Here is a 24,278-nt window from a genome sequence, read left to right as displayed (position 1 = left end):
ATGGCACGCACACCCCTCATGGCCGGCAACTGGAAGATGAACCTCGATCACCTCGAGGCCAACCATCTCGTCCAGGGCCTCGCGATGGCGCTCGCAGACGCGGACCACGACTACTCCAAGTGCGAGGTGCTCGTCATCCCGCCGTTTACGGATATCCGCACCGTCCAGACCATCGTTGACGCCGACGAGCTCGGCATCAAGTATGGAGCGCAGGACGTGTCGATCCATGACAACGGCGCCTACACCGGCGAGATCTCCACCGAGATGCTCACCAAGCTGGGTTGTAGCTACGTCGTCATGGGTCACTCGGAGCGTCGCGAATACCACGGAGAGTCCGATGAGCTCGTCGGAGCGAAGGCACGCAAGGTTTTCGACGCGGGCATGACCCCGATCCTGTGCTGCGGCGAGGCCCTCGAGGTGCGCAAGGCCGGCACGTACGTTGACTTCGTGCTCGGCCAGATTTGTGCGGCGCTGTCGGGCTGGAAGGCCGACGAGGTCGCGAAGATCGTCATCGCCTACGAGCCGATCTGGGCGATCGGCACGGGCGAGACCGCGTCGGCCGAGGACGCGCAGGAGGTCTGCGGTGCGATTCGCGCCGCCCTCGCCGAGGACTACGGCACCGAGACCGCCGAGGCGACTCGCATCCTGTACGGCGGCTCCGCCAAGCCCGGTAACATCAAGGAACTCATGGCCCAGCCCGACATCGACGGCGGCCTCGTTGGCGGCGCGTCTCTGAAGGCTGACTCGTTCGCCGCCATGGCAACCTTCTACGCCTGAGGCGCCGATGCTCCTCGAGGTCCCCTCCGCGTGAAGGGGAGAAGGGGCAACGGGGTGGGGCCAACCGGTGCGCCGGTTGGCCCCACCGCCATTCTTCGATAAACTTGATTCGTATGCGCCCCCACGGCGGGGTAGAACCGCACTAGAAGTTGGAATAACCGTGACCATTTTGAACAACGTTCTGATCGTGCTGATCTTCCTGACCAGCATTTTGCTGACCCTCACCGTCCTCATGCACAAGGGGCAGGGCGGCGGCCTTTCGGACATGTTCGGTGGCGGCATTTCCTCCTCCGCCGGGTCTTCGGGCGTCGCCGAGCGTAACCTGAATCGGATCACGCTGGGCACGCTGCTGATCTGGCTGGTGTGCATTGTCGGATACGCCCTCCTCGCCAAGTTTGGCGGCTGACCACCGTGGCTGACGTCGCCCTGTGGCTCCCTGCAATCGTGTGGGGAGCCATTTTTCTGTGGTCCTATTGGCGCGAACCCAGGCAATTCCGCAACGCCTTCTTCTTATTCTTCTTCTGTGCGTGCACGCTCGGCGCGGCGGCCGTGTTCTTCAAACAGTGGTGGATCACGCTCCCCATCGCGCTCGCCGTCGCTTTCACCCCGGTCATCACGATCGTGTTCATGCTCGTGAACGAGGTCATGCTCGTCAAGCGGGAGGGTTTCTCTCTCTCCCACGCCCTGCCGCTGCTCTTCGCCTGCGCCATCGTCGCGTGGTTCGGTGCGCTTCCCGTGGCCCACGCGGCGCGGCTACCCGGCGTCGTCGTTGGTTTCGTCCTGGCCGTCACCGCGTGCGGCGCGTGGTTCTTCCTCTCCTTTGCCGCGATGCTCCTCTACTCGTGGCTCTACCGTTCGCTCCCGAGGCGTCGGCGCTACGACTTCATCATCATCCACGGCGCAGGCCTGAAGGGGAAGGAGCTGACGCCGTTGCTTGCCGGGCGGGTCGAACGCGCCTGCGAGCTGTGGAATGCGCAGGGCCGGCGCGCCACCCTCGTACCATCCGGAGGTCAGGGTGAGGATGAGGAGATCTCGGAGGCCGAAGCGATGGCGCGGCACCTGCGCGCCCTCGGTGTCCCTGCCTCCCAGATCGCTTTGGAAGATCGCTCCACGACGACGTGGGAGAACCTGAGTTTTTCTCGGGACCTCATCGCCGAACGTTCCTCGGTGCCAGACCCTCGAAGCGCGCTGGTCACGAGCGACTATCACGTGTTCCGAGCCGCGATGTACGCGCGGGCGGTCGGATTGAACGCCGATGGGCTGGGGTCACGGACGGCGCGCTATTACTTCCCGACCGCCTTCATCCGCGAGTTCATCGCGATCAGCCGTCGCTACTGGTGGCCGTATGCGACGATCATGGGTCTCTGGGCTGCTTGTACCCTCGTCTTCCTGGCCTTTCGCTAGCGCGTGTGCATGCAGCCCTCACGCGTGTGACACGTCGATGTCGGCCGCCGCCGCAGCGTCAAGGTACACGCGAGTCGTGGGGGTCAGCACGCCCGCAACCGGCACGCGCTGGGGTGACGCCCCCGCGAATGCCTCTCCGATAGCGCGGGCCTTGGCCGCCCCGCTCGTGGCCAGCCAGACTTCCGCGCAGCGGCGCATGAGCGGCATCGAAACCGTGATGCGCTCGGGGGGAGGCTTGGGCGAGTCACGCACTGCCAGGATCGGGCGAGCCTCATCGTCGATGCGACCGGGGAACAACGAGGCAACGTGACCGTCAGGGCCCATGCCGATGAGGGCGATGTCGAAGGATCCATCACCCATGAGCGAGGTCCACGTGTCCTCGAAGGCGAGTGCAGCCGCGTCGAGACTGTCGTCACCGCGACCGCCGGGGGCTCGTGAGGGCATGCGGATGAACTCCACGCCGGGCGCGGCGTGAAAGAAGCCTTGCCACGCCTGGTCGTCGTTGCGATCGGGGTCGCCGGCGGCGACGTAGCGTTCGTCAACGAACCACACGCGCACCCGCGACCAGTCGACCTCGCCAACTCGCCCGCGCAGAGAGGGGAGTAGGGAGGAGGTGATCGCGCCCCCGGAGATCGCCAGGTTGACCCGTTGCCCGGGCTCCGCCTCCTCGATCAGGATCCGCAAACGCGCAAAGAGGGCATCCCCGACGGCCTCGGCCAGTTCCTGCGGGCCGGGTAGCACCGCGAGCGTACGAACGCTGAGCATCTCACTTCCCCTCGGTGCAAAAGGCCAGGCGAGGAAGTTCCGTCGTCAAAAGCTCGCCGTAGTAGACATCCGGGTCGAGGCGACGCAGCTCCTCCATGAGAGAATCCTGGACGGAGCGACGCGCGAGATTCACGTTGCGATCCTCGAGTCCGGGACGGGAGAGGCGTGCCACGGAGGAGGTGGCGCTGCGCGAGAGGGACACGGTGGTGTCGTCATCGAAGAAGAAGGTGATGTCCGTGATCGTCAGGGCGTGCGGATCCACGACCCTCTCGACGGGAACACCCAGCTGGTGGTGGAGCCACGCGGCCACCAGGAACGGCGAGGGGTGGGTCGCGTTTCCCGCGATCCGAATCGAAGTGGGCATCCGATCAAGGTCCTCCGCGATAGCTGCCAGGAGTGCGCGCCACAGGGTCACGCCCGCCCATGCCAGGTCGGTGTCCCCGGAGGTGTAGACGGAGGACAAAGCCGAGAGCGTCTCCATCGGGCAGCTCGTTGCGCGAGAATCCGTGATGCGTTTGACGGCAAGACGCCCCAGGGGGTGACGGCCGGGGTCAGAGGGAGGGGTAAGCGGCCAGTAGGTGACGACCGGAGTATCGGACTGCAGGAGTGGCATGACGAGGGAGTCGATGTTTGTTGCGGCCTCACCGCGCGGCTCGAGAATGATGATGTCGGACAGGCCCGCGGCATCGCCCACGCGAATCTGCGCATTGAGGCTCGCTTCGCCCTGGACGGAGGAAGGCTCGACAATGACGATGACGCGGCAAGGGTGCTCGCGCGAAACCGCATCCGACACCTCGATCGCGTTGTCAACGTCGATGACGTCGGGAACGCAGATGAGAAGGGTCAGGACGCGGCTCAGCGCCGCGGAGCCGCGTTCGTCGCGCAGCTCGACGATGCGCGAAGCGACCTGCGCGGATGTCGTGTTCTTCAGGGTAATAATCACGGAAGCCTCCAGAAGCGGCCGTCGCGGGCCAACATGTCGTGCGCGGATGAAGGACCCCACGTGCCCGGCGCGTAGGGCTCGGGCTGACCCTGGGTGTCCCAAAAGTCGAGGATCGGGTCAAGAATCCGCCACGAGGCCTCGACCTCGCGCTGGTGGGGAAAAAGCGGAGCAGAGCCGACGAGCGCATCGAGGATGAGGCGCTCGTAGGCCTCCGGGGAATCCTCCGTGAACGCGTGGCCGTAGGCGAAGTCCATGGTCACGTCGCGCACCTGCATCTCCGTGCCGGGAACCTTCGCACCGAGCTTGAGGGTCAGTCCCTCGTCCGGCTGGACGCGGATGACGAGCGCGTTCTGACCCGATTCGCTCAGATCGGAGTTGGCGAAGGGAACGTGAGCCGAACGCTTGAAGATGACGGCAATCTCGGTGACGCGCTTGCCCAGACGCTTGCCGGCACGCAGGTAGAAGGGCACCCCGGCCCAGCGCCGCGTGTCAACATAGAGCTTGACGGCCGCGAACGTGTCCGTCGTCGAATCGGCAGGAATACCGTCTTCCTCCAGGTAACCCCGCACGCGGTCACCGCCCTGCCAGCCGCCGGCGTACTGCCCGCGAGCCGTCGCGCTACCCAGGTCCTCGGGCAGGCGAACCGCGGATAGGACTTTCTCCTTCTCCACGCGGATCTCCTCGGGGGTGAAATGAACGGGCTCCTCCATCGCTGTGAGCGCCATGAGCTGCAGGAGGTGATTCTGGATGATGTCCCTGGCAGCGCCGATGCCGTCGTAGTACCCGGCACGCGTGCCGATGCCGATGTCCTCGGCCATCGTGATCTGGACGGAGTCGACGTAGGTGGCCTTCCACAGCGGTTCAAACATCGCGTTGGCGAAGCGCATCGCCATGATGTTCTGAACCGTCTCCTTGCCCAGGTAGTGGTCGATCCGGAAGACATCACGCTCATCGAAGATCTGGGAGATGACGGTGGACAGCTCGCGAGCCGAATCCAGGTCATGGCCGAAGGGCTTCTCGATGATGACGCGGCGCCACTCGCGACCCTGACGCCTGTTGAGGCCCGTATCGGACAGGTGCTTGGCGACGACGGGAAAGTAGGAGGGGGGAATGGACAGGTAGAACGCGTGATTGCCGCCCGTGCCTCGGGAGCTGTCCAGTTCGGCCACGGTCTCGGCCAGCTGCCGGTAGGCGCCCGGATCGTCGAAGGTCCCCGAGACGAAACGCAAGCCCGAGCGCAGCTGATTCCACGTGCCCTCGTTGAAGCCGGTACGCGAGTGGGCCTCGATGGAGGAGCGCACGTAGTCCTCGAAGTCGCGGGGACTCCAATCGCGCCGGGCGAAGCCGGTCAACGCGAAAGCCGGATGGAGGAGACCGCGGTTGGCGAGGTCGTAGATCGCTGGCAGTAGCTTCTTGCGGGCCAGATCCCCGGTAATACCAAAGATCACGAGGCCGCACGGCGGCGAGATGCGCGGGAGCCTACGGTCTTGCGGGTCGCGCAGGGAAGGGATCTCGTTGGCCACGGGGGGCGCTCCATTCGCTTGGGGACATGGGACGAGGTCGGTGAGGGCCGCGAGCGATGCCGCGGGCCGCCGGGCACCGAGGAACCGGTATGCCTAAGAGAATAGGGCTGCCGACACGCCCTCGCGCGCCAGCAGCCCTATCGCCATGAAGTTGACTAGAAAGTCACGACCTCGCAGCCTCGATGGAGTCCTTCGCGGCGGAGGCGACGTGCCCCGCGTCGATCCCGTACTTCTCGAACAGGAGGGTGCCGGGAGCCGACTCTCCGAAGTGCTCGATGGAGACGGCGCGGCCGGCGTCGCCGATCCAGCGGTACCACGGCAGGGCAATGCCCGCCTCGACGGACACGCGTGCACGCACGGACGGGGGAAGGACCTCGTCGCGGTAGGCGCAATCCTGTGCCTCGAACCAGTCCAGGCAGGGCACGGAGACGACGCGCGCCGCGATGCCCTCGGCGGCGAGACTCTCGCGCGCTTCGAGGGCAACGGCGACTTCCGAGCCGGAAGCCATGAGAATCACGTCCGGAGTACCCTCGGTGTCAGCCAGCACGTAGGCACCCCGGTGCAGGTTCGCCGTGCCAGCCAGGCCGGTCCCTTCCCCGCGCGCCGGGTTGGGCAGGTTCTGACGCGACAGAACGATGGCCGCGGGGTGCGTCTGCTCAAGGATCGCCTTCCAGGAGGCAGCCGTCTCGGCGGCGTCGGCCGGACGCACGACCGCGACGTTCGGAATCGCACGGTAGGCCGCCAAGTGCTCGATCGGCTGGTGCGTGGGACCATCCTCGCCCACGCCGATGGAGTCGTGGGTCCACACGTAGGTGACCGGAAGATCCATGAGCGCGGCCAGGCGCACGGCTCCGCGCATGAAGTCGGAAAACACGAAGAACGTGCCACCGTAGGCCCGAGTCAAGCCGTCGGCGGCGATGCCGTTGAGGGCGGCACCCATCGCGAACTCACGGACGCCGAAGTGCAGGTTACGGCCGAACTCGTTGCCGCTGAAGGACGTGGAGGAGCGGTGCGCGGGCAGGAACGAGGGCTCGCCCTTGACGAACGTGTTGTTGGATCCGGCGAGGTCAGCCGAGCCCCCCCACAGTTCAGGCAGCACGGGCGCGATCGCGTTGAGCACCTGGCCCGAGGCGGCGCGGGTCGCGATCGCCTTGCCCTCCTCGAAGACGGGCAGCGCGTCGGCCCATCCTTCGGGGAGGCGGCCATCGAGGAGGCGCTCCAGCAGGGCGGCCTCCTCGGGGTGGGCATCCTTCCACGCCTCGAAGCGGGCATCCCAGTCCTTGCGGTACTCGGCAGCGCGCGCTGCGGCGCGCTCGCGCACGGTTGCCACGAGCGTGGCGTCGGCGTCGAACATCTTGTCCGGGTCGGCTCCCAGAGCCTCCTTCAGACCCTTGAGGGCATCGGAGCCGAGCTTGGAACCGTGAATCCCGCCCGTGTTCTGCTTACCGGGGGTTGGCCAACCGATGATGGTGCGCAGCGCGATGAGCGAGGGCTTCGCCGTCTCTGCCTTTGCCGCCTTGAGGGCGTCGCTGAGGGCCGCGGTGTTCTCCTCGTAAGAGCCGTTCTCGCCCAGCCAATCGACGCGCTGAACGTGCCAGCCGTAAGCCTCGTAGCGTGCCAGGACGTCCTCGTTAAACGCGATCGAGGTATCGTCCTCGATCGAGATGTGGTTGTCGTCCCAGATCACCGTGATGTTACCCAGCTCCTGGGTTCCCGCCAACGACGATGCCTCGGCGGAGACGCCCTCCTCGAAGCAACCGTCACCGGCGATCACGTAGACGTGGTGATCGAACACGGACTCGCCCAGAGGCGTGTCAGGATCCAGCAGGCCGTGCACGCGGCGGGCGTTCATGGCGAAACCGACGGCCGACGCAATGCCCGTTCCCAGCGGTCCGGTTGTGATCTCCACACCCTTCGTGTGTCCGTACTCGGGGTGGCCGGGCGTGAGCGAGCCCGCGGTGCGCAGCTTCTCGATGTCCTCCAGCTCAAGGCCGAAGCCCGTGAGGTAGAGCTGAACGTACTGGGTGAGGGACGAGTGCCCCGCCGACAGGATGAAGCGGTCACGGCCGATCCAGCGCGGATCCGCAGGGTCCACGTTCATGACCTTGTTGTAGAGAAGGTACGCGGCGGGGGCGAGTGAAATGGCGGTTCCAGGGTGTCCTGATCCGGCCTGCTCGACGGCATCGGCCGCGAGGATTTTCGCGGTCTTGACCGCTTCGTCGTCAATGTGGTCCCAGTGTAGTGTCACATCGGTCTCCAGGTGTCGGGCCCCAGCGTCGGGGCGAGAAACGTTTACCGTGTCACAGTCTAGCGAAACTGGCGGCAAGCGGATACCGCTCACGCGCAATCGGAGGATCGAGCGCTTACGCTGGCGCCATGACCGCCATGGATGCACTCGTGCGCGACTGGGTGGACTATCTGCGCGTCGAGAAGGGAGCGTCGACGCACACGGTGTCGAATTACCTGCGCGACGCCTCACGATACGTGCGCGACATGGAAAGCCGGGGGAGGGCAACGCTCACGGATGTCAGCGCTCACGACGTTGAGGAACACCTGGCCGGGCTCGCATCCGGCCAGGTATCCGGTAGGCCGGCGGCCCCGTCGTCGGTTGCACGTGCCTGTGCGGCAATCAGGGGACTGCACAGGTATGCGCTGGCGGAGGGGGTCCTCAACGTCGATGTGACGGCGCAGCTGCGTGCTCCGCGCCAAGGCAGCCACCTTCCCAAAGCCCTGTCCGTTGACGAGGTGGGGCGTTTGCTGGACGCGGCCCACGCCGACGACACACCCATCGGGCTGCGCGACGCCGCGCTGTTGGAGCTCCTGTACGCCACGGGTGCGCGCGTGTCCGAGGCCGTTGCCCTGAGCGCCGACGATCTCGATCTCGATGGGCAGGTGCCCGTCGTGCGCCTCTTCGGTAAAGGACGCAAGGAGAGGATCGTGCCGGTCGGATCCTTCGCAATCGAGGCTCTCGATGCATACCGGGTCCGTGCCCGCCCCGTGCTGGCCGCTCGAGGTTCCGGTTCGACGGCTCTCTTCCTCAATTCGCGCGGATCTGCTCTGTCACGCCAGAGCGCCTGGACGGCCATCCGCCGCGCGGCGCAGGCGGCGAATCTCGCACACCGAGTCTCGCCGCACACGCTGCGCCACTCCTTCGCGACCCACCTTCTCGAAGGTGGGGCAAGTGTGCGCGAGGTTCAGGAACTCCTCGGTCACGCGTCGGTGGCTACCACCCAGATCTACACGCGTGTCACCGCCACCGTGTTGCGCGAGGTATTTACCGTCTCGCACCCCAGAGCGCGTGGCACGGATGAGAATGTGAAGCAATGAACTAGGATGAGCCTGTGACCATGAATTCGCATCCGACGCTCACGCCCGACCTGCCCGCCGAAACGGTCGATTTTCCGGTGCCGCCGCCGCTGACGGGACACGGTCCTGCCCGCGTTATCGCGATGTGTAACCAGAAGGGCGGGGTGGGGAAGACCACGACGACCATCAACCTGGGTGCCGCGCTGGCCGAGTATGGGCGCCGGGTCCTCATCGTCGATTTCGACCCCCAGGGCGCCGCCTCCGTGGGGCTGGGGATCAACGCGCTGGACATGGAGCAGACGATCTACACCCTGCTCATGAACCCGAAGGCCGACGTCGTCGCGACCATCTGTCACACGGCCACGCCTAACCTCGACATCATTCCCGCGAACATCGATCTGTCGGCAGCGGAGGTTCAGCTGGTGAACGAGGTCGCGCGCGAGAGTGCGCTGGCTCGCGTGCTGCGCCACGTCGAGTCCGACTACGACGTTGTCCTCATCGACTGCCAGCCCTCTCTCGGTCTTCTCGCGGTGAACGCACTGACGGCCGCGCACGGTGTCATCGTGCCGGTGGAGGCTGAGTTCTTCGCCCTGCGAGGCGTCGCTCTGCTCGTTGAGACGATCGAAACGGTACGCGACCGCATCAACCCTCGGCTCAAGATTGACGGTATCGTGGCCACGATGGTCGACAGCCGCACCCTGCACTCTCGCGAGGTGCTGCAAAGGCTTCAGGAGGCCTTCGGTGACCTCGTTTTCGACACCCGGATCGGCCGCACGATCAAGTTCCCGGACGCGTCGGTCGCGACCGAACCCATCATTTCGTACGCGCCCAACCACGCCGGAGCCCACGCGTATCGTCGACTCGCGCGGGAAGTCATCGCCCGTGGCGACGCAGCCTGAACAGCTTGAGGTACAGGGGGAGTTTGACCTCTTCGCCGTGTCTCTGCCGGTGTTCGAAGGCCCCTTCGACCTGCTTCTGTCACTGATAGCCCGCAAGAAACTCGATATCACGGAGGTTGCGCTCGCGCAGGTGACCGACGAGTTTATCGCGTTCATGCACGCCAGCCCCGACCTGTCGCGCACGAGTGAGTTCCTCGTCGTCGCAGCCACGCTGCTCGACATGAAGGCAGCGCGCCTCCTTCCGCAGGTGGACGAGGAGGCGGGGGCCAGCGAGGCGGACCTTGAGGCTCGTGATCTTCTCTTCTCCCGTCTCCTGCAGTACCGCGCCTACAAGGAAGCATCGAAGGACATCGGGCGCAGGCTCATCGACAACGAGCACTACGTGCCGCGCGAGGTCCCCCTCGAAGCGCACTTTGCGGTCATGCTTCCTCCCCTGGCGTGGACGACAACCCCGCAGGATCTGGCGCGGCTGGCCGCCGACGCGTTGACATCCCAGAGCCCGACTGTTGAGGTCTCCCACCTGCATGATCCCGTCGTGCCGGTGCGCGAGCAGGTCCTCGTGCTCTCTGCGATGCTTGCCCGGGCGGGGCGCATGACATTCGCTGAGCTGGTGTGTGACGCCGCCCGTCCGGTACTGGTATCGCGTTTCCTCGCGCTCCTGGAGCTGTATCGTGACGGAGCGGTTGAGTTTGACCAGGAGGCTCCGCTGGCGCCCCTGCTCGTCTCCTGGCGCGGGCGAGCCGCGGGTGACGGGCACGGATCCGAGGCATCATCCGAACGCGCAGGACGGCGCGGCGCAGGGGCATCAGTCAACGAGGAAGGGAAGGGCGCGGACAATGAGTGAGGGCGCGCTGAGGGGGCCGCTTGAGGCGATCCTGATGGTCGCGGCGGAGCCGGTGGCCGCCGAAGAGGTGGCGGCGGCCCTCGGCGTCGACGCGGGTGAGGTCGAGCGAGAGCTCAACGCGCTGGCGCGGGAGTATGGGGGCGAGGACGGCGCAGAGGCCAGGGGGTTCGAGCTGCGTCGGGTCGCGGGCGGATGGCGCATCTACTCTGCGCGCCGCTACGCGCACGCCGTGGGGAGATTTGTCGTCGGTTCCGCGCACGCGCGTTTGTCGCAGGCAGCGCTGGAAACGCTGGCCGTGATCGCCTATCGCCAGCCGATATCGCGCTCGCGCATCTGCAAGATCCGCGGGGTGAACGTCGATGGCGTCGTGCGCACCCTGCTCGCTCGGGGCCTCGTAGAAGAGACCGGCACGACACCCTCGGGGGCGCACCTATACGGGACGACCGCGGAGTTTCTTGAGAAAATGGGGATGTCAAGCCTGTCCGAGCTGCTACCCTTGGCACCCTACCTGCCGGAAGCCGACGCGCTCATCGAATTGGAGGAAGAACTATGAGGGCTAACCCCTACACCGAGGGCGGAGTGCGCCTACAGAAGGTGCTTGCCCAGGCTGGGATCGCGTCCAGGCGCGCGTCCGAACAGATGATCGCCGATGGGCGCGTCAGCGTTGACGGCACAGTGGTGCGCACCCAGGGGGTGCGCGTCGATCCGGCGACCCAGGTCATTCACGTCGACGGTGAGCGCCTCATCCTTGACGAGGCCAAGCACATCGTGCTGGCGGTCAACAAGCCGATCGGCACCGTCTCCACGATGAGCGACCCCGAGGGACGTCCGACGATCGCCGACCTGATCGCAGACTACCCCGAGCGCCTCTACCACGTCGGCCGGCTCGACATCGACACGTCGGGCCTGCTGCTGCTGACGAACGACGGTGAACTCGCCAACCGCCTGACCCATCCCTCGTACGAGATCCGCAAGACCTACGTGGCCCGCCTCCACGGTGAGGTCAAGCCGGGCGTGCGACGTCGACTGCTGGCTGGCATCGAGCTTGAGGACGGGCCCATCGCCGTCGACTCCTTCCGCCTCGTCGACACCTACGGGGATATCACGACCGTTGAGGTCGTCGTGCACGAGGGCCGCAACCGGCTCGTGCGGCGCATGATGGAGGCGGTTGGCTACCCGGTGCGCGAGCTTGTGCGTACCGGCTTTGGCCCGATCAGCCTCGACCACCTCAAGCAGGGCACGACGCGCCGCATCAAGGGCAACGCCCTGACTGCTCTCTACGGGGCCGTCGGGCTGTGAGCGGGCCAGCGGCGGGCGTTGGCGCCCGCGTGGTTTCGACGGTCGGCCCGGTTCTCATCGTTGGGACGGGCCTCGTGGGTGCATCGCTTGGCCTCGCGCTGCGCGCCGGGGGCGTGAGCGTCTACCTCGAGGACGCATCCCCCACCTCCCTGCGGCTGGCTGCCGACGTGGGCGCCGGCAGGCCCCTGAGCGACGTGGCCAACGAGGCCCGGGTGGCCTGCGCGGTTCGCGGACACAACCACCCCGGTTACGAGGCGCCCCGCATCGTTGTCGTCGCGACGCCCCCGGACGTGGCCGATCGTGTCATCGTCGATGCGTTGGCGCGCTTTCCCCGCGCGATCGTCACCGACGTTGCCTCCGTCAAGGACGCGATCGTTGCCGACGTCCTCGCGGCGTTGGACAGGGAGGGAAGAGGGGAAGATGCCTCCCGATACGTGGGATGCCATCCGATGGCTGGCCGCGAGCGCTCGGGCGCCGGGGCCGCGGACGCTGACCTGTTCTACGGCCGTCCCTGGGTGATTGTTGCTCACGGTAGGACGGCCCCGCGCGCGGTGCTTGCCGCCCGCGCCCTTGCCACGGACGTCGGTTCCGTCCCGCTCGAGATGAACGCGGGCACCCACGACCACGCCGTCGCGCTCGTGTCCCACGTGCCCCAGCTGGTTTCCTCGATGCTTGCGGCTCGCCTCGTTGATGCCCCCGCGCAGGCGCTCGGCCTGGCCGGGCAGGGCCTGCGGGACACGGCCAGGATCGCCGCCTCCGACCCTCGATTGTGGACGTCGATCGTGGCAGGCAATGCCGGACCTGTCACCTCGATCCTGCGCGAGCTGCGCGCGGATCTGGATGACCTTCTCGTGCACCTGGATGCGGCGGCCGAGCTGGGGCCGCTGAGGGGAGGCAGCGTCGGGGCGATCAACCGCGTCATGACGGCGGGCAACCAGGGCGTCGCCCGGATCCCCGGCAAGCACGGCGGAGCGCCGTCACGCTATCGAGAGATCGAGGTTCTGATACCCGACGAGCCCGGCGCGCTCGGGCGTCTGTTCAGCGAACTGGGGGAGTCGTCGATCAACATCGAGGATCTCGTCCTGGAGCATTCGGCCGGCGCGCAAGCCGGCGTCGCTCGGGTCATGATCGACCCGGCCGTGGCCGATCGGTGCGTTGCGGACCTGGAGGGACGAGGCTGGCGCCTCATCACTCACTAGATTGACTGTCGAAGGAGAGTGTTCGGATGAATGACATGTTGCGCCGTGAGGCGATCTCGCGCGTGGGCATCACGATCGCGATTGATGGCCCCGCGGGATCGGGCAAGTCGACGGTGTCCAAGGAATTGGCGTCCCGCCTGGGGATCGGCTACCTGGATACCGGAGCAATGTATCGCGCACTCACGTGGTACGTGCTTGACCGGGGCATCGATTGGAGCGATGGCGAGGCCGTGGCTCGTGCCGCGCAGGAGATGCCGCTGCGTATGGACTCGGATCCGGCCGACCCGCACGTGTGGATCGGGCAGCGAGAGGTGACGAAGCAGATCCGAGAGCCCAGGATTGCTCTCGAGATCAAACACGTGTCGACGAACCTTGACGTGCGCGCGTGGATGGCCGGCGACCAGCGCAGGCGGATGGTGGAGGCCCGTCTGGGGGGCTCCGGGATGATCGCGGAGGGCCGCGACATTACGACGGTCGTCTGTCCGGATGCCGACGTGCGTGTGCTGTTGCTGGCCGACCAGGAGGCACGCCTGCGCAGGAGAACGCTGGAGCTGTACGGCGACGCGACGGCGGAGCACATGGAGATCGTGCGCGCGCAGGTGGAGGGACGCGACCGGGCCGACGCCGAAGTGTCGGAGTTCATGGTTGCCGCCCCGGGTGTGTCCACCGTGGATTCCACGGGCCTTGACGTCCGTGGGGTGTGCGAGGCGATCATCGGTCTCGTGGACGAGGACCTTGCTCGGCGCGACGCGTAGCCGCGCGCGCCCCCATGTTGCCTCGGCCGTGCGTGTCGCACAGTGGGTCCCACGCTGGGACAGGGCTGTCGACTGAGACTTAGCCGGAATACGAGGGACCGGAGGCGGGGTCGGGGGGCACCTGGCCGCCGTAGCCGGTACCGGGCGTGTAGCCCTGAGGGCCGCCGTATCCGGCGTATCCCTGGGGCGAGAAAGGCGTGGTCGGCGGGACCTGCTGATACTGGGGCGAGTAGCCTCCCACCCCCGTGACGCCGTACTGGGGGCCGGCGGGGCCGTTGTAGTTCGGGGTATTGATCGATCGGTCGCGCAAGGTCTTGTACGTCCGGTACCGAATGAACAGGAGGACGCCGAAGACGATGACGGCGACGATGACGGCGAAGATAACTGCGCCGGTGCTGGCGGGGCCGTTATTTCGGCTTCGTATCCTGAAGCGGCGCCTGGCCGAGCTGATCGCGGAGTTCGCGGCGGCAGTGGTCGTGGGTGCCGCGAGTGCGTGCCCCGCTGACACGTCGGCGAGGGAGGCGGCGACAAGCGGCGAGGAGGGGAGGGGAGTTGCCTGCGAGGCGGCAGGCAATGCGACGATGGCCGCTGCGCCGATCGCGAGCGCGGCAGCGAGTTTTGTGAGCCTGATGCGGGTCATGGGAGGCAACTCCAAGAAAGAAGGCACGGTGATCGAAACAATTGCCAGTCTAGTCCTCTCCCGGTGGCCACGGTAGTCTCGTGACTCACGATATGTTGCGGGCACAGCGCCGCCGACGTGAATGCTATCCAGCCTGTGATGGGGCGCACGCTTGTCGGCTTGCTTGTGCGCTGGATCGTGCGCTATAGTTCAACAGGTCGCTTCGGCGACGAACTGAATACGGGCTGTGGCGCAGCTTGGTAGCGCACTTGACTGGGGGTCAAGGGGTCGTGGGTTCAAATCCCGCCAGCCCGACTAAGAGGCCGTGGGGATTGCTTTCCCACGGTTTTTTCATGCCCGTTTCAGTACATGCCGAGCGGGACCTTTGTCCTTGTTGAGTGCGTGTGAATGGCGTTTGTAATCGAAACGTGATTCACGACCGGGTGCGTCTATTGTCCCTGGTAAATGGCCGCGCATCCTGCTTCTTTCGAGCATTCTCCGAGGTCGCAAGCCTCTCGACCGAATGCGATTCCCGTGCTTTTCCGCTGCGCTCATAGAGTAAACTGTTTCACAGGTCGAAGTCGTCAACGGGGATGATTTCGACCTGCTCACTTCTCCCACCTCGCCCACGCTGACCCATGACCCCCAGACGCGAGAGGCGGCCTCGTCCCAGATCGGAACGAGGCCGGGAAAGGACCGGGCGCAGCCGCGGCGGGGGTGCTGTCAGCTGCGAGGGTCCGCGTCGATGGCGCCCTGGACGTCGTGAAATAGCAGGTTGGAAATCTCTACCTGAACCATCTCCACCTTCGGCACGTCGTGCAGGAGCAATGGATCGTTTGCGGACGTCTGTAAGGCGAGCGTTCCGCAACCAAAGATGCGGTCGTCGACGTCCTTCTCGATCTGGATGTCCGAGATCCGCGTCAGGGGAAGATCGTGTCCCGTCCGCCTAAGGACTCCCGAACGGGTGATGACCCGCTTCGTGGTGACGGTATAGGTCGTCATCCACCACCGGACCCACGGAGCGATGAAGAGCGGGACCGACAAAGCAATAACGGCCAACCAGATGGTCGGGAGTGCCCAGTAACGTGCCTCCGCCGGGACATAGAAAGAGCCGACCGCAGCCGCGATCAGGAGAATGACCTCGACAATGATCGCGGGAAGCAGAGTCTTGATGTGCGTGTGCATGTGTCGGACGACGACCTCGTCCTGACTCAGGAGTTTCTTCGAGATGGCCATGACACCATCATGCCAGAGATGTCGTGGCAGTGACACGCCGCGACGGCCCGGCCGGGGCAGCCCCGGGGCGCGCCGACGGCCGCCGGTAGGTCCCGACAATATCGGCGTTCACGATCCCGATTGCGCTCATGAGAGCAAACATGGTCGTCGGTCCAACGAAGCGGAAACCGCGGCGCTTCAGCGCGGCTGCGAGGGCCTGCGACTCTGGTGAGCGGGTCGGAACCTCCGCGGAGCACGTCGGCTGGGGATCAACGAGCGGGCGGAACATCCAGACCAGCTGGCCCAGATGGGAGGGACTCTCACACGCCTCTGCGTGCTGAGAGCCGACGCTTCTCATGGCGAGCGTGGCCCGCGCGTTGGCGATGGCCGCCTCGATCTTCCTGCGGTTACGGATGATCCCGGCATTCGACATCAGAGCCGCGACATCCTCGTCGCCAAATGCGGCAACGCGCTCGGGGCAAAAGCCTTCGAATGCATCGCGAAACGCGGGTCGCTTGGCAAGCACCGTGCGCCAGGCAAGGCCGGACTGAAACCCCTCAAGCACGAGGCGCTCGAAGACCCCGGCCTCGTCGTGAACGGGCATGCCCCACTCGCAGTCGTAGTACTCGCGCAGCAGGGGGTCGCGCGAAGCCCACGTCGGGCGAACAAGACCGTCGTCGCAGCGCGTCAGCCCCTCGGCCAGTTTGCCAGGAGGGGTGGCGCAAGAGTCCAATGAAGCGCTCATGCGTCGATTCTGCCGGAACGAACCGCAGCTGTCACCCCTGCCGCGTCGCGGTGTGGATGTCGACCCGCGGCATGACGGCCCTGTGGATAGCCAAGCCCCGCGCTAGCGGGCGCAACGTGACAGGAGAGGCCTGGGCGACATCCTACTTGCGACGCCTCTCGCGGACGCGAACGGAGATTTGGATGGGAGTCCCTGCAAAACCGAAGGTCTCACGCAAGCGCCGTTCGATGAAACGGCGATAACCCGGATCGAGGAAACCGGTCGTGAAGAGAACGAAACGAGGGGGCTTGCTGGAGGCTTGCGTGCCGAAGAGAATGCGCGGTTGCTTACCTCCGCGCAACGGGTGCGGGTGCGCGGCGACCAATTGACCGAGGAAAGCGTTGAGTTGGCCCGTTGGAATGCGGGTCTCCCAGCCCTCGAGCGCGGTGTCGAGTGCTCGCACGATACGGTTCGTGTGCCACCCGGTCTTCGCGGCAAGGTTGATGCGGGGCGCCCACTGCACCTGCACGAGCTCGCGCTCAAGCTCGCTCTTAATCTCCTTCTGGCGATCCTCATCAACGAGGTCCCACTTGTTGGTGACCACGACGAGGGCGCGGCCCGCGTCGATGACCTGCTGGATGACGCGCACGTCCTGCTCGGTCAGCGGCGCCGCGCCGTCGATGAGGACGAGCGCCACCTCGGCCTTCTCGATGGCCGCCTGGGTACGGATCGACGCGTAGTAGTCGGCGCCCGTTGTGCGGTGCATCTTGCGTCGAATTCCCGCCGTGTCAACAAACCACCACTGCCGGGAGTCAAGCTCGACCAGCTCGTCGACAGGATCGCGTGTCGTTCCGGCGAGCTCGTTCACGACGACCCGGTGCCCACCGGCTAGGGCGTTGAGGAGTGAGGACTTGCCGACGTTGGGCCGCCCGACGAGAGCGACGCGCCGCGGGCCGCCGACGGGCAGCGCCGAGGCGACCGACGACTCGGTGGGAAGGGTCTCCATGACGACGTCGAGCAGGTCGCCGGTGCCACGACCGTGAAGCGCGGAAATTGGGTGCGGTTCACCGAGTCCCAGGCTCCACAGGTAGGCGGCATCGGCCTCCTGGAGAGCCGAATCGACCTTGTTCGCCGCCAGAATGATCGGCTTGTCCTTGGAACGTAGCATCTCGACGATGCGTTCGTCGGAGGCGGTTACCCCGACGGTCGCATCGAGAACGAGGACCACCGCGTCCGCCAGGTCAACCGCGATCTCGGCCTGTTCGGCCACCGAGCGATCCAGGCCCTTGACGTCGATCTCCCACCCGCCGGTGTCCACGAGGGTGAAGTTACGTCCGGCCCACTCGGCGGGGTACGAAACACGGTCGCGGGTGACACCGGGCGTGTCCTGAACGACGGCCTCGCGTCTGCCCAGGATGCGGTTCACGAGGGTCGACTTGCCCACGTTCGGTCGCCCGACGACCGCGAGCACCGGCAGGCCGGCCGCGAAGTCGTTGTTCGATGTAGCCGAGATGGAGCCCGACAGCAGCGCGAGGTCGTCCTCGTCCAGCTCAAACTGGTCAAGGTTGGCGCGCATGAGGCGCGCGCGAGAGCGCGAGTCGGCGTCCTGCGCATCGGCGAGGACAGCCGAGGCGGTTCCGTCCTCGGTCCCCGCCTCAAGATCGCGGAAGGGGGAGTCACACTGGTCATCGAAGTCATTCACCCGACCAGTCTACGGGCTATCGAGCCGCCTGGGCCCACCGTGGGAGCGTGCGGCGCAGCACCCGCGCGGGAGGCGTGTTACTCGTGCGCACGAAGATCCCCGGCGAGGACCTCGGCGGCGACGGGCACATCGTTGTAGCGGTGATGGATCCCTTGGATCTCCTGATACCACTCCGCGCCCTTGCCCGTGATGATGACCGTATCGGCCGCGCGCGCATCCAGAATCGCCTGTCGTACCGCGTCGCGTCGGCATGTCGTGACCTCATGGACGTCGTGCATGTCGGGACGCGCCGAGACGATGCCCCGGAGGAGGTAGTCGCGAATCGACTGCGGATCTTCGCTCCGGGGATTCTCGTCGGTCACCCACAGGACGTCGGCCTCGCGCGCGGCAATCGCCGCGAGTTCCTCGCGCTTGCTCGCGTCGCGGTCTCCGTCGGTGCCAAAGACGATGACAACCCGACCGGCGGTGAGCTCCCGGGTCGAGCGTAGCGTCCACTCCAGCGCCTCGGGCGTGTGGGCGTAGTCGACGATCACGAGGGGTTGGGCTCCCGGGGTGGGGTTGACCTTCTCCATTCGTCCGGGAATCTGAGGGGCATTCTCCACGGACGAGATGGCGTCCTCCAGGCTCACCCCCAGGCTCACCGCGCTCACGATCGCCACAGCGGTGTTTTGGACGTTGACGTCACCCAGGATCGGCATCGCCACCCGGTGGGGCGAGCCGTCGGGGCTAACGAGGGTAAAGACCGTGCGCCCGATCGACTTGTCAGGCGTGACGTTGCGAACCTGCCAATCGGCGGCCTCGTGGGTCAAAGCAGACACGGTTGTGACGGGAACCGTCGCACGGTCGGCCAGGCGACGCCCCCACTCGTCGTCCACGCACACGACGCCGCGCCGGGAGTGCTCGGGCGTGAAAAGCAAGGCCTTGGCGGCGAAGTAGGTCTCCATATCGCCGTAGTAGTCCAGGTGGTCGTGCTGGAGGTTGGTGAAGGCGGCGACGTCGAAGACAATCCCGTCGACGCGATTGAGAGACAGCGCATGGGCGGAGAGCTCGATCACCGCGGCACCGCAGTGGTATTGGTCCGTTGCCGCCAGGAAACGGGCGACCACGGGTGCCTCGGCCGTCGTGCGCACAGCCTCAAAAGAGACGGGGCCGACGCTGGTTTCCACGGTTCCGCACAGGGACGCGTGGGGGAAACGGGAAGCGAGGGCGGCTCGCATGAGGTAGGAGGTGGTGGTCTTCCCGTTGGTTCCCGTCACGGCCATCGTGGTCACGCGCGTGGCGGGGGAGGAGTAGATGTTGCGACACAGGAGGGGGACGACGGCGCGAGGATTGGAGACCTGTACGACGGGAACGCCGAGGCGGCGCTCGAACGCCTCGCGGCGGCCAACCTCGTCCGTGAGGATCAGGCATGCCCCGGCCTCGATCGCGGCGTGGGCAAAACGCACCCCGTGCTGAGCGAGGCCCGGAATGGCCACGAAGATCCACCCCGGCTCGCAATCGTTCGACGAAACGGTCACGCCGGAGACGGTGGGGGCACAAGCGTCGAGCGACGCGGGAGTGGAATCGGCCCCGTAGAAGCCATCGACCGAGATTCCCTCCAGGGCGCGTGGGAGCGGAATCGGATCGACGGTGGGGCGAATGTCAGTCACGGAAGTCATGACCCCACTGTAGTTCGTCGTGCCCGCGTCGCGCGCCACACGCTTGGCCGCTGACACAGTAGGATGAGAGTCATGCAGATCCTGACACGCAACGAAGCGAACCACCGCGCTGCCCACCTAAACGTTTCGGCCATCGACGTCATCGTCGATCTTCGAGCTGCAGCGAACACTCAGGTAAGCACCTATCCCGTGACCTCCCGGCTGACGATGAGCTCGCTGGAGGAACGCACCTTCATCGACATCGTCGGCCAGGTCACGGATGTGCTCGTTAACGGGACATCGCACGACTTCGAGGACGACGAGGATCGCGTGTGGGTGGGTGACCTCCCCGTGGGAGAGCCCTTCACGCTCGAGGTTCGCGCTCTGGCGAGCTTCTCCCGTAGCGGCGAAGGACTGCACCGCTACGTTGACCCCGAGGACGGCGAGGTCTACCTCTACACCCAGTTTGAACCCAACGACGCCCACCGGGCGTGGCCGTGCATCGACCAGCCCGACGTCAAGCCCGAATGGACCTTCCACGTGATCGCACCCCGGGAGTGGGTGGTCTCCTCCAACGGCGTGGAGGTCTCTTGCGAGCCGATTCAGGGGGAAGCGCTGCGCCACGACTTCAGCGCCACGCGACCCCTCTCGAGCTACATTACGGCGATCGTCGCCGGCCCCTGGGCCATCATTGACGGCGGGACCTGGAGCGGTGGCGCGAGCGACGGAGGACATGCGCAGCTCGCCCTGCGGCTGCTGTGTCGGCGCACGCTCGCACGCTACCTCGACTCCGACGACGTCTTTGAGGTGACGCGGGCAGGCCTGGACTTTTTCCACGAGCGCTACGGCGTTACCTTCCCGTGGGGCTCCTACGACCAGGTCTACGTGCCCGAGTACAACCTGGGGGCCATGGAGAACCCAGGGTGCATCACCTTCAACGAGAGCTACATTTCGCGCTCGACACCCACGTTCACGGAACGGCAACGCCGCGCCAACACGACGCTCCACGAGATGTGCCACATGTGGTTCGGTGACCTGGCGACCCCCGCCTGGTGGGACGACCTGTGGCTCAAAGAGTCATTCGCGGAGAATCAGGGCGCCAGCGCCATCGCAACGGCGACGCGCTACGCGGGTGAGTGGGCCAACTTCGCCATGAACCGCAAGATCTGGGCCTACGCACAGGATCAGATGCCGACAACGCACCCCATCGCGGCTGACATCCCCGATGTCGCCGCAGCGAAGACGAACTTCGACGGTATCACCTACGCCAAGGGTGCGGCAGTGCTCAAGCAGCTCGTCGCCTGGGTCGGTGAGGATGCCTTCTACGAAGGAACGCGTCGCTACTTCGCCGCACACCAGTTTGGCGCGACGCGCCTCGGTGACCTCTTCCAGGCGCTGGAGGAGGCCTCGGGGCAGAAGCTGGAATCGTGGAAGGAAACGTGGCTCGAAACCTCCGGGCCGTCGACCCTCTATGCGACGTGGAGCATCGACGCGGTCGGTGCCATGAGTGAATTCACTCTGCACCAGGGAACCGATTCCTGCGCCGGGGTGCTGCGCCCGCACCGCGTGAACGTCTCAACGTGGCGGGTGGCCGGGGGAGCGCTGGAGCGTACCCACGTCTTCGATGTCCGCATCGAGGCAGAGAGTGCGCCGATCGACCCCGATGGCGTGCTGGCCGTGCCCGGCGGCGTGGCTTTAGCCGATCTCGTCGTCATCAACGATGACGATCTGACCTATGCCATCTCTCGTCTCGATGAGCACTCCACCGACGTCGCCCTCGCCTACATCGCCACAATCGACAGTGCGCTCACACGCGCCGTCGTGTGGGCTTCGCTGTGGAATGCGGTGCGGGATGCAGAACTCGATCCGCGCCGTTTCATCACGGCAGCTTTGGGCGCCGTTGGCGCGGAACGCGAACCCGCCATTCGCGACCGCCTGCTTCTCTTGGTCTCCGAAGCACTCTCCTCCTTCCTTCCGGGAAGCGCTCGTGCATCCGTGCACGACGAGGTGGCGGCAACCTTGATGCGCCTGTCGACAGAAAGCGAGGAACGGGACGCCCGGCGCAGCTACACGCGCGCCTTCATCGCCGAGTTCAGCGCCAGGGGAGGGGCGCAGTATGAGGCCTTCATCGCTGACCTGGCGCACTCGGGAGACCCCGATCTCGCCTGGCGAGCTCGCCGTGCACTGGCGGCCAGGGGACTGACCGACGAGGCGCGGATCGAACAGTGGCGAGCCGAGGACGGGTCGGGGGAAGCCGTACGCATGAGCGTCGAGGCGCGTGCCTCGCTGCCCTCGCACGAGGCTCGCAAGCGGGCGTGGGACGCCGTCTTTTCCGATTCGCTGTCCAACGACTTCCTGAGCGCGACACTGTCCGGCCTCCAGGCCTCCTCGTGGGAGGGTGAGTCCGGGACCGAACGTGCGGTTGAGGGCATGCGCGCCTATTGGGAGTCACACACCATCGGGATGGCATTGCGCTACGCCAATGGCGTTCTCGCCCTCGGGCTCGACGTCAGCCGGGAGGGCAGCGTGGAAGGCACCGTCGGCCTCCTGCGCTCCTGGCTCGACGCCAACGAGGACGCCCCTGCTCAGCTGCGCCGAATCGCCATCGAGCACCTTGACGCCTTCGAACGCAACGTACGCGCGCAGCGCCGCTGGGAGCGGGATCAGTGAGGCAGAGCGGTCCGGTGTCAGGCGAGCCGGGCGAGGCGGTTGACGCCCGCCCCGGCTCTGCGGACCCCGCCGCGTCCATGTCGTTGCTAACCTCTCTGCTGGCAAACCCCCTGGACGCCGGTTACGAGCACTACCGTGGTGGGCTCGGCTCACGCAGGGTCAGAGCCGCCGGAAAGGCCGGTGTTCTCCTCGTCGCGATCGCGCTCGGCTTCGGCTCGGTTGTCGCGATATCCTCCCTGCGCCACCCGGCCGGTGACGTCAAGGCGGACCTGAGGACGCAGGCCTCATCCCGCTCTCGGGAGGTCGCAGACCTCCGCGATGACGTGCAGTCGCTGGGCAGCCAGATCGAGCGCTTCACTCACGCCGGTTCCGCGCAGGACGGTGATGGCGTTCAGGACATGTCCCTGGCCGCGTCGCCCGTCTCGGGACCCGGTATCGTCGTGACCCTGTCAGACCGCAGCGGCCCGGGGAAGGGCAGCGGAGCGGTGCGCGATCAGGACCTCGCGATGGTCGTGAACGCCATGTGGTCGGCGGGAGCGGATGCGGTTTCCGTCAACGGCCAACGGATAGGTCCCGACACCTTCGTACGCAAGGCCGGGTCTGCGATTCTCGTCAACGTCACGCCCGTGTCATCCCCCTACGAGGTCGCCGCCATCGGTGACGCCAACGCGCTGTCCATCGCGCTCGTGCGCGGAGCGACCGGCGACTACCTGTCTGCCGCCCAGTCGGTCACAGGAATGACCGTCTCGACGAAGAGCGTCGATACCCTGTCCATGGCAGGTCTCTCCCCGGCCATTGCCCAGTATGCAACCCCACTGTCCACGCACAGCGAAGGAGACCCACAGTGATTGCAGTCATCGGCTTGATCATCGGTATTGCCCTCGGGGTTCTCCTGGACCCGACGGTTCCAGCGTGGTTGACTCCCTTCCTGCCGGTCGCCGTGGTTGCCGGCCTCGACGCCCTCTTCGGGGCGGGGCGCGCGTGGCTGGAAGGGCGCTTTGCCGACCGTGTCTTCGTCACCTCCTTCTTTTGGAATGTCGTGGTCGCCTGCCTCCTGGTGTTCCTGGGAACCCAACTCGGGGTCGGATCGGCCATGACGACCGCCGTTGTCGTTGTGTTGGGCATCCGGATCTTCTCCAACACCGCGTCCATTCGCCGTCTGCTTTTGAAGGCCTGATATGAGCACCGAGATCGAACAAGAGAATGGGACGGGCACCGATGAAACTCCCGCGCGGGTGAGTCAGCCGGGGCGCGAGGGGCGGGGCGGGCGCCTGTGGGCGCAAGCCAGGGGAGCCTTCTTCGCGCTGCCGCGCGGCCTGCACGCCGTCATGCTCATCATCTTTATGGTTCTCGGCTTCGCCCTGGTCACGCAGGTTCGTTCCCAGCGATCCGACCCCCTTGAGGGGCTGTCCGAGCAGGACCTCGTCACCGTGCTGGATGAACTGGGGACGCAGGAACAGAACCTGCGTACGCGGCGCGGGGAACTCGCGAGCGAACTGGAGGAGCTGCAGGGTGCGGCCGACGAGGCGGACGCTCGGGAGCAGGCCGCCCGCAAGGCGGCCCAGCAGGCACAGATCGCGGCCGGTACGATCGCCGTCCACGGGCCCGGAGTGTCGCTGAGCATCGTCGATCCCGGCGCCAACCTGACCCCCACGCAGTTCGTCATGACGCTCGGAGAGCTGCGTAACGCCGGAGCGGAGGCAATAGAACTCAACGGCGTCCGTCTCTCCACGCGCTCTGCGTTCACCGGGCAAGCCGGGGGAATCATCGTCGATGGCACACCCATCGCGTCGCCGTACACGTGGAACGTGATCGGGGAGTCACAGACGATTGCGACGGCGCTCGAGATCCAGGCGGGTTCGGCGGCCCAGATGAGGGCGAAGGGGGCACTCGTCTCGATCACGCCGAGCGCTGACATCGAGATCACGTCGCTCGCGACGCCACGACCGCCCCAGTACGCAACCTACGGGTAAACGAGCGCCGTATCATGGTCGGAA

At 66.2% G+C, this 24,278-nt stretch carries 23 protein-coding genes and 1 tRNA gene; 15 read left to right on the top strand and 9 right to left on the bottom strand.

From position 1 onward, the window contains the following. From tpiA to NQK35_RS03390, 3 genes are all read left to right on the top strand, one after another. On the top strand, window positions 1-777 hold the full coding sequence (gene tpiA / locus NQK35_RS03400; RefSeq protein ID WP_257114547.1) for a triose-phosphate isomerase: 777 nt from the start codon (window positions 1-3) through the stop codon (window positions 775-777). Between the two features lie 160 nt (window positions 778-937). Further along, entirely contained in the window at window positions 938-1,183 is a 246-nt protein-coding gene (gene secG, locus NQK35_RS03395; protein WP_009211576.1) for a preprotein translocase subunit SecG, read from the top strand. Window positions 1,184-1,188: 5 nt separating this feature from the next. Further along, window positions 1,189-2,181: a YdcF family protein gene (locus NQK35_RS03390; RefSeq protein ID WP_009211575.1), complete on the top strand. Its 993-nt coding sequence runs from the start codon at window positions 1,189-1,191 to the stop codon at window positions 2,179-2,181. Window positions 2,182-2,199: 18 nt separating this feature from the next. Here the strand turns inward: NQK35_RS03390 and pgl are convergent, their stop codons facing one another. The 4 genes from pgl to tkt form a co-directional block, all read right to left on the bottom strand. Continuing rightward, window positions 2,200-2,946, bottom strand: a complete 747-nt coding sequence (gene pgl, locus NQK35_RS03385) for a 6-phosphogluconolactonase (RefSeq protein ID WP_009211574.1) — start codon at window positions 2,944-2,946, stop codon at window positions 2,200-2,202. Window position 2,947: 1 nt separating this feature from the next. Beyond that, window positions 2,948-3,889 (bottom strand): glucose-6-phosphate dehydrogenase assembly protein OpcA, encoded by a 942-nt coding sequence (locus tag NQK35_RS03380; protein ID WP_009211573.1) that lies wholly within the window; start codon window positions 3,887-3,889, stop codon window positions 2,948-2,950. Continuing rightward, the gene (gene zwf, locus NQK35_RS03375) at window positions 3,886-5,412 is read right to left on the bottom strand and encodes a glucose-6-phosphate dehydrogenase (protein WP_048741524.1); all 1,527 of its coding nucleotides are present in this window, start codon (window positions 5,410-5,412) and stop codon (window positions 3,886-3,888) included. Before zwf ends, NQK35_RS03380 begins: the two co-directional genes overlap by 4 nt. A gap of 163 nt (window positions 5,413-5,575) precedes the next feature. Further along, window positions 5,576-7,660, bottom strand: a complete 2,085-nt coding sequence (tkt, locus tag NQK35_RS03370; protein ID WP_257114545.1) for a transketolase — start codon at window positions 7,658-7,660, stop codon at window positions 5,576-5,578. Window positions 7,661-7,788: 128 nt separating this feature from the next. Between tkt and NQK35_RS03365 the strand changes: the two genes are divergently transcribed. From NQK35_RS03365 to cmk, 7 genes are read left to right on the top strand one after another with little or no spacing between them, the layout of a single operon-like run. Then, a complete protein-coding gene (locus tag NQK35_RS03365; RefSeq protein ID WP_009211570.1) occupies window positions 7,789-8,739 on the top strand; it encodes a site-specific tyrosine recombinase XerD in 951 nt (316 codons plus the stop codon). Between the two features lie 20 nt (window positions 8,740-8,759). After that, window positions 8,760-9,617: a ParA family protein gene (locus tag NQK35_RS03360; RefSeq protein ID WP_426693602.1), complete on the top strand. Its 858-nt coding sequence runs from the start codon at window positions 8,760-8,762 to the stop codon at window positions 9,615-9,617. Continuing rightward, the gene (locus NQK35_RS03355) at window positions 9,601-10,461 is read left to right on the top strand and encodes a segregation and condensation protein A (protein WP_257114544.1); all 861 of its coding nucleotides are present in this window, start codon (window positions 9,601-9,603) and stop codon (window positions 10,459-10,461) included. Before NQK35_RS03360 ends, NQK35_RS03355 begins: the two co-directional genes overlap by 17 nt. Beyond that, window positions 10,454-11,014: an SMC-Scp complex subunit ScpB gene (gene scpB, locus NQK35_RS03350; protein ID WP_257114543.1), complete on the top strand. Its 561-nt coding sequence runs from the start codon at window positions 10,454-10,456 to the stop codon at window positions 11,012-11,014. The genes NQK35_RS03355 and scpB overlap by 8 nt, the downstream gene beginning before the upstream one ends. After that, window positions 11,011-11,760: a pseudouridine synthase gene (locus NQK35_RS03345; protein WP_257114542.1), complete on the top strand. Its 750-nt coding sequence runs from the start codon at window positions 11,011-11,013 to the stop codon at window positions 11,758-11,760. Before scpB ends, NQK35_RS03345 begins: the two co-directional genes overlap by 4 nt. Beyond that, a complete protein-coding gene (locus tag NQK35_RS03340; RefSeq protein WP_257114541.1) occupies window positions 11,757-12,959 on the top strand; it encodes a prephenate dehydrogenase in 1,203 nt (400 codons plus the stop codon). The genes NQK35_RS03345 and NQK35_RS03340 overlap by 4 nt, the downstream gene beginning before the upstream one ends. Window positions 12,960-12,985: 26 nt before the next feature. Then, window positions 12,986-13,714: a (d)CMP kinase gene (gene cmk, locus NQK35_RS03335; RefSeq protein WP_257114540.1), complete on the top strand. Its 729-nt coding sequence runs from the start codon at window positions 12,986-12,988 to the stop codon at window positions 13,712-13,714. A 79-nt stretch (window positions 13,715-13,793) separates the two neighbouring features. On the opposite strand, the gene NQK35_RS03330 is transcribed toward cmk, so the two are convergent. Further along, window positions 13,794-14,354 (bottom strand): hypothetical protein, encoded by a 561-nt coding sequence (locus NQK35_RS03330; protein WP_009211563.1) that lies wholly within the window; start codon window positions 14,352-14,354, stop codon window positions 13,794-13,796. A 220-nt stretch (window positions 14,355-14,574) separates the two neighbouring features. Between NQK35_RS03330 and NQK35_RS03325 the strand changes: the two genes are divergently transcribed. After that, window positions 14,575-14,648, top strand: a tRNA-Pro gene (locus NQK35_RS03325). 408 nt (window positions 14,649-15,056) lie between these two features. On the opposite strand, the gene NQK35_RS03320 is transcribed toward NQK35_RS03325, so the two are convergent. The 4 genes from NQK35_RS03320 to NQK35_RS03305 form a co-directional block, all read right to left on the bottom strand. Then, window positions 15,057-15,569 carry a PH domain-containing protein gene (locus tag NQK35_RS03320; RefSeq protein WP_009211562.1) on the bottom strand — a complete coding sequence of 171 codons (513 nt, stop codon included), beginning with the start codon at window positions 15,567-15,569 and terminating at the stop codon, window positions 15,057-15,059. A 7-nt stretch (window positions 15,570-15,576) separates the two neighbouring features. Next, window positions 15,577-16,293 (bottom strand): DNA-3-methyladenine glycosylase I, encoded by a 717-nt coding sequence (locus NQK35_RS03315; protein ID WP_257114539.1) that lies wholly within the window; start codon window positions 16,291-16,293, stop codon window positions 15,577-15,579. Window positions 16,294-16,435: 142 nt separating this feature from the next. Then, a complete protein-coding gene (der, locus tag NQK35_RS03310; protein ID WP_257114538.1) occupies window positions 16,436-17,974 on the bottom strand; it encodes a ribosome biogenesis GTPase Der in 1,539 nt (512 codons plus the stop codon). 77 nt (window positions 17,975-18,051) lie between these two features. After that, on the bottom strand, window positions 18,052-19,632 hold the full coding sequence (locus NQK35_RS03305) for a UDP-N-acetylmuramoyl-L-alanyl-D-glutamate--2,6-diaminopimelate ligase (RefSeq protein ID WP_257114537.1): 1,581 nt from the start codon (window positions 19,630-19,632) through the stop codon (window positions 18,052-18,054). A gap of 72 nt (window positions 19,633-19,704) precedes the next feature. Between NQK35_RS03305 and pepN the strand changes: the two genes are divergently transcribed. From pepN to NQK35_RS03285, 4 genes are read left to right on the top strand one after another with little or no spacing between them, the layout of a single operon-like run. Beyond that, entirely contained in the window at window positions 19,705-22,281 is a 2,577-nt protein-coding gene (pepN, locus tag NQK35_RS03300; protein WP_257114536.1) for an aminopeptidase N, read from the top strand. Further along, window positions 22,278-23,129 (top strand): DUF881 domain-containing protein, encoded by an 852-nt coding sequence (locus NQK35_RS03295; RefSeq protein WP_257114535.1) that lies wholly within the window; start codon window positions 22,278-22,280, stop codon window positions 23,127-23,129. The genes pepN and NQK35_RS03295 overlap by 4 nt, the downstream gene beginning before the upstream one ends. Further along, window positions 23,126-23,458, top strand: a complete 333-nt coding sequence (locus tag NQK35_RS03290) for a small basic family protein (RefSeq protein ID WP_009211556.1) — start codon at window positions 23,126-23,128, stop codon at window positions 23,456-23,458. Before NQK35_RS03295 ends, NQK35_RS03290 begins: the two co-directional genes overlap by 4 nt. A gap of 1 nt (window position 23,459) precedes the next feature. After that, the gene (locus NQK35_RS03285; RefSeq protein WP_009211555.1) at window positions 23,460-24,254 is read left to right on the top strand and encodes a DUF881 domain-containing protein; all 795 of its coding nucleotides are present in this window, start codon (window positions 23,460-23,462) and stop codon (window positions 24,252-24,254) included. The last annotated feature ends 24 nt before the right edge of the window (window positions 24,255-24,278 follow it).

This window comes from Schaalia odontolytica (assembly GCF_024584435.1).
Classification (GTDB): domain Bacteria; phylum Actinomycetota; class Actinomycetes; order Actinomycetales; family Actinomycetaceae; genus Pauljensenia.
Note: the sequence above shows the minus strand (reverse complement) of the source record. Positions and strands in the feature narration are given on the sequence as shown.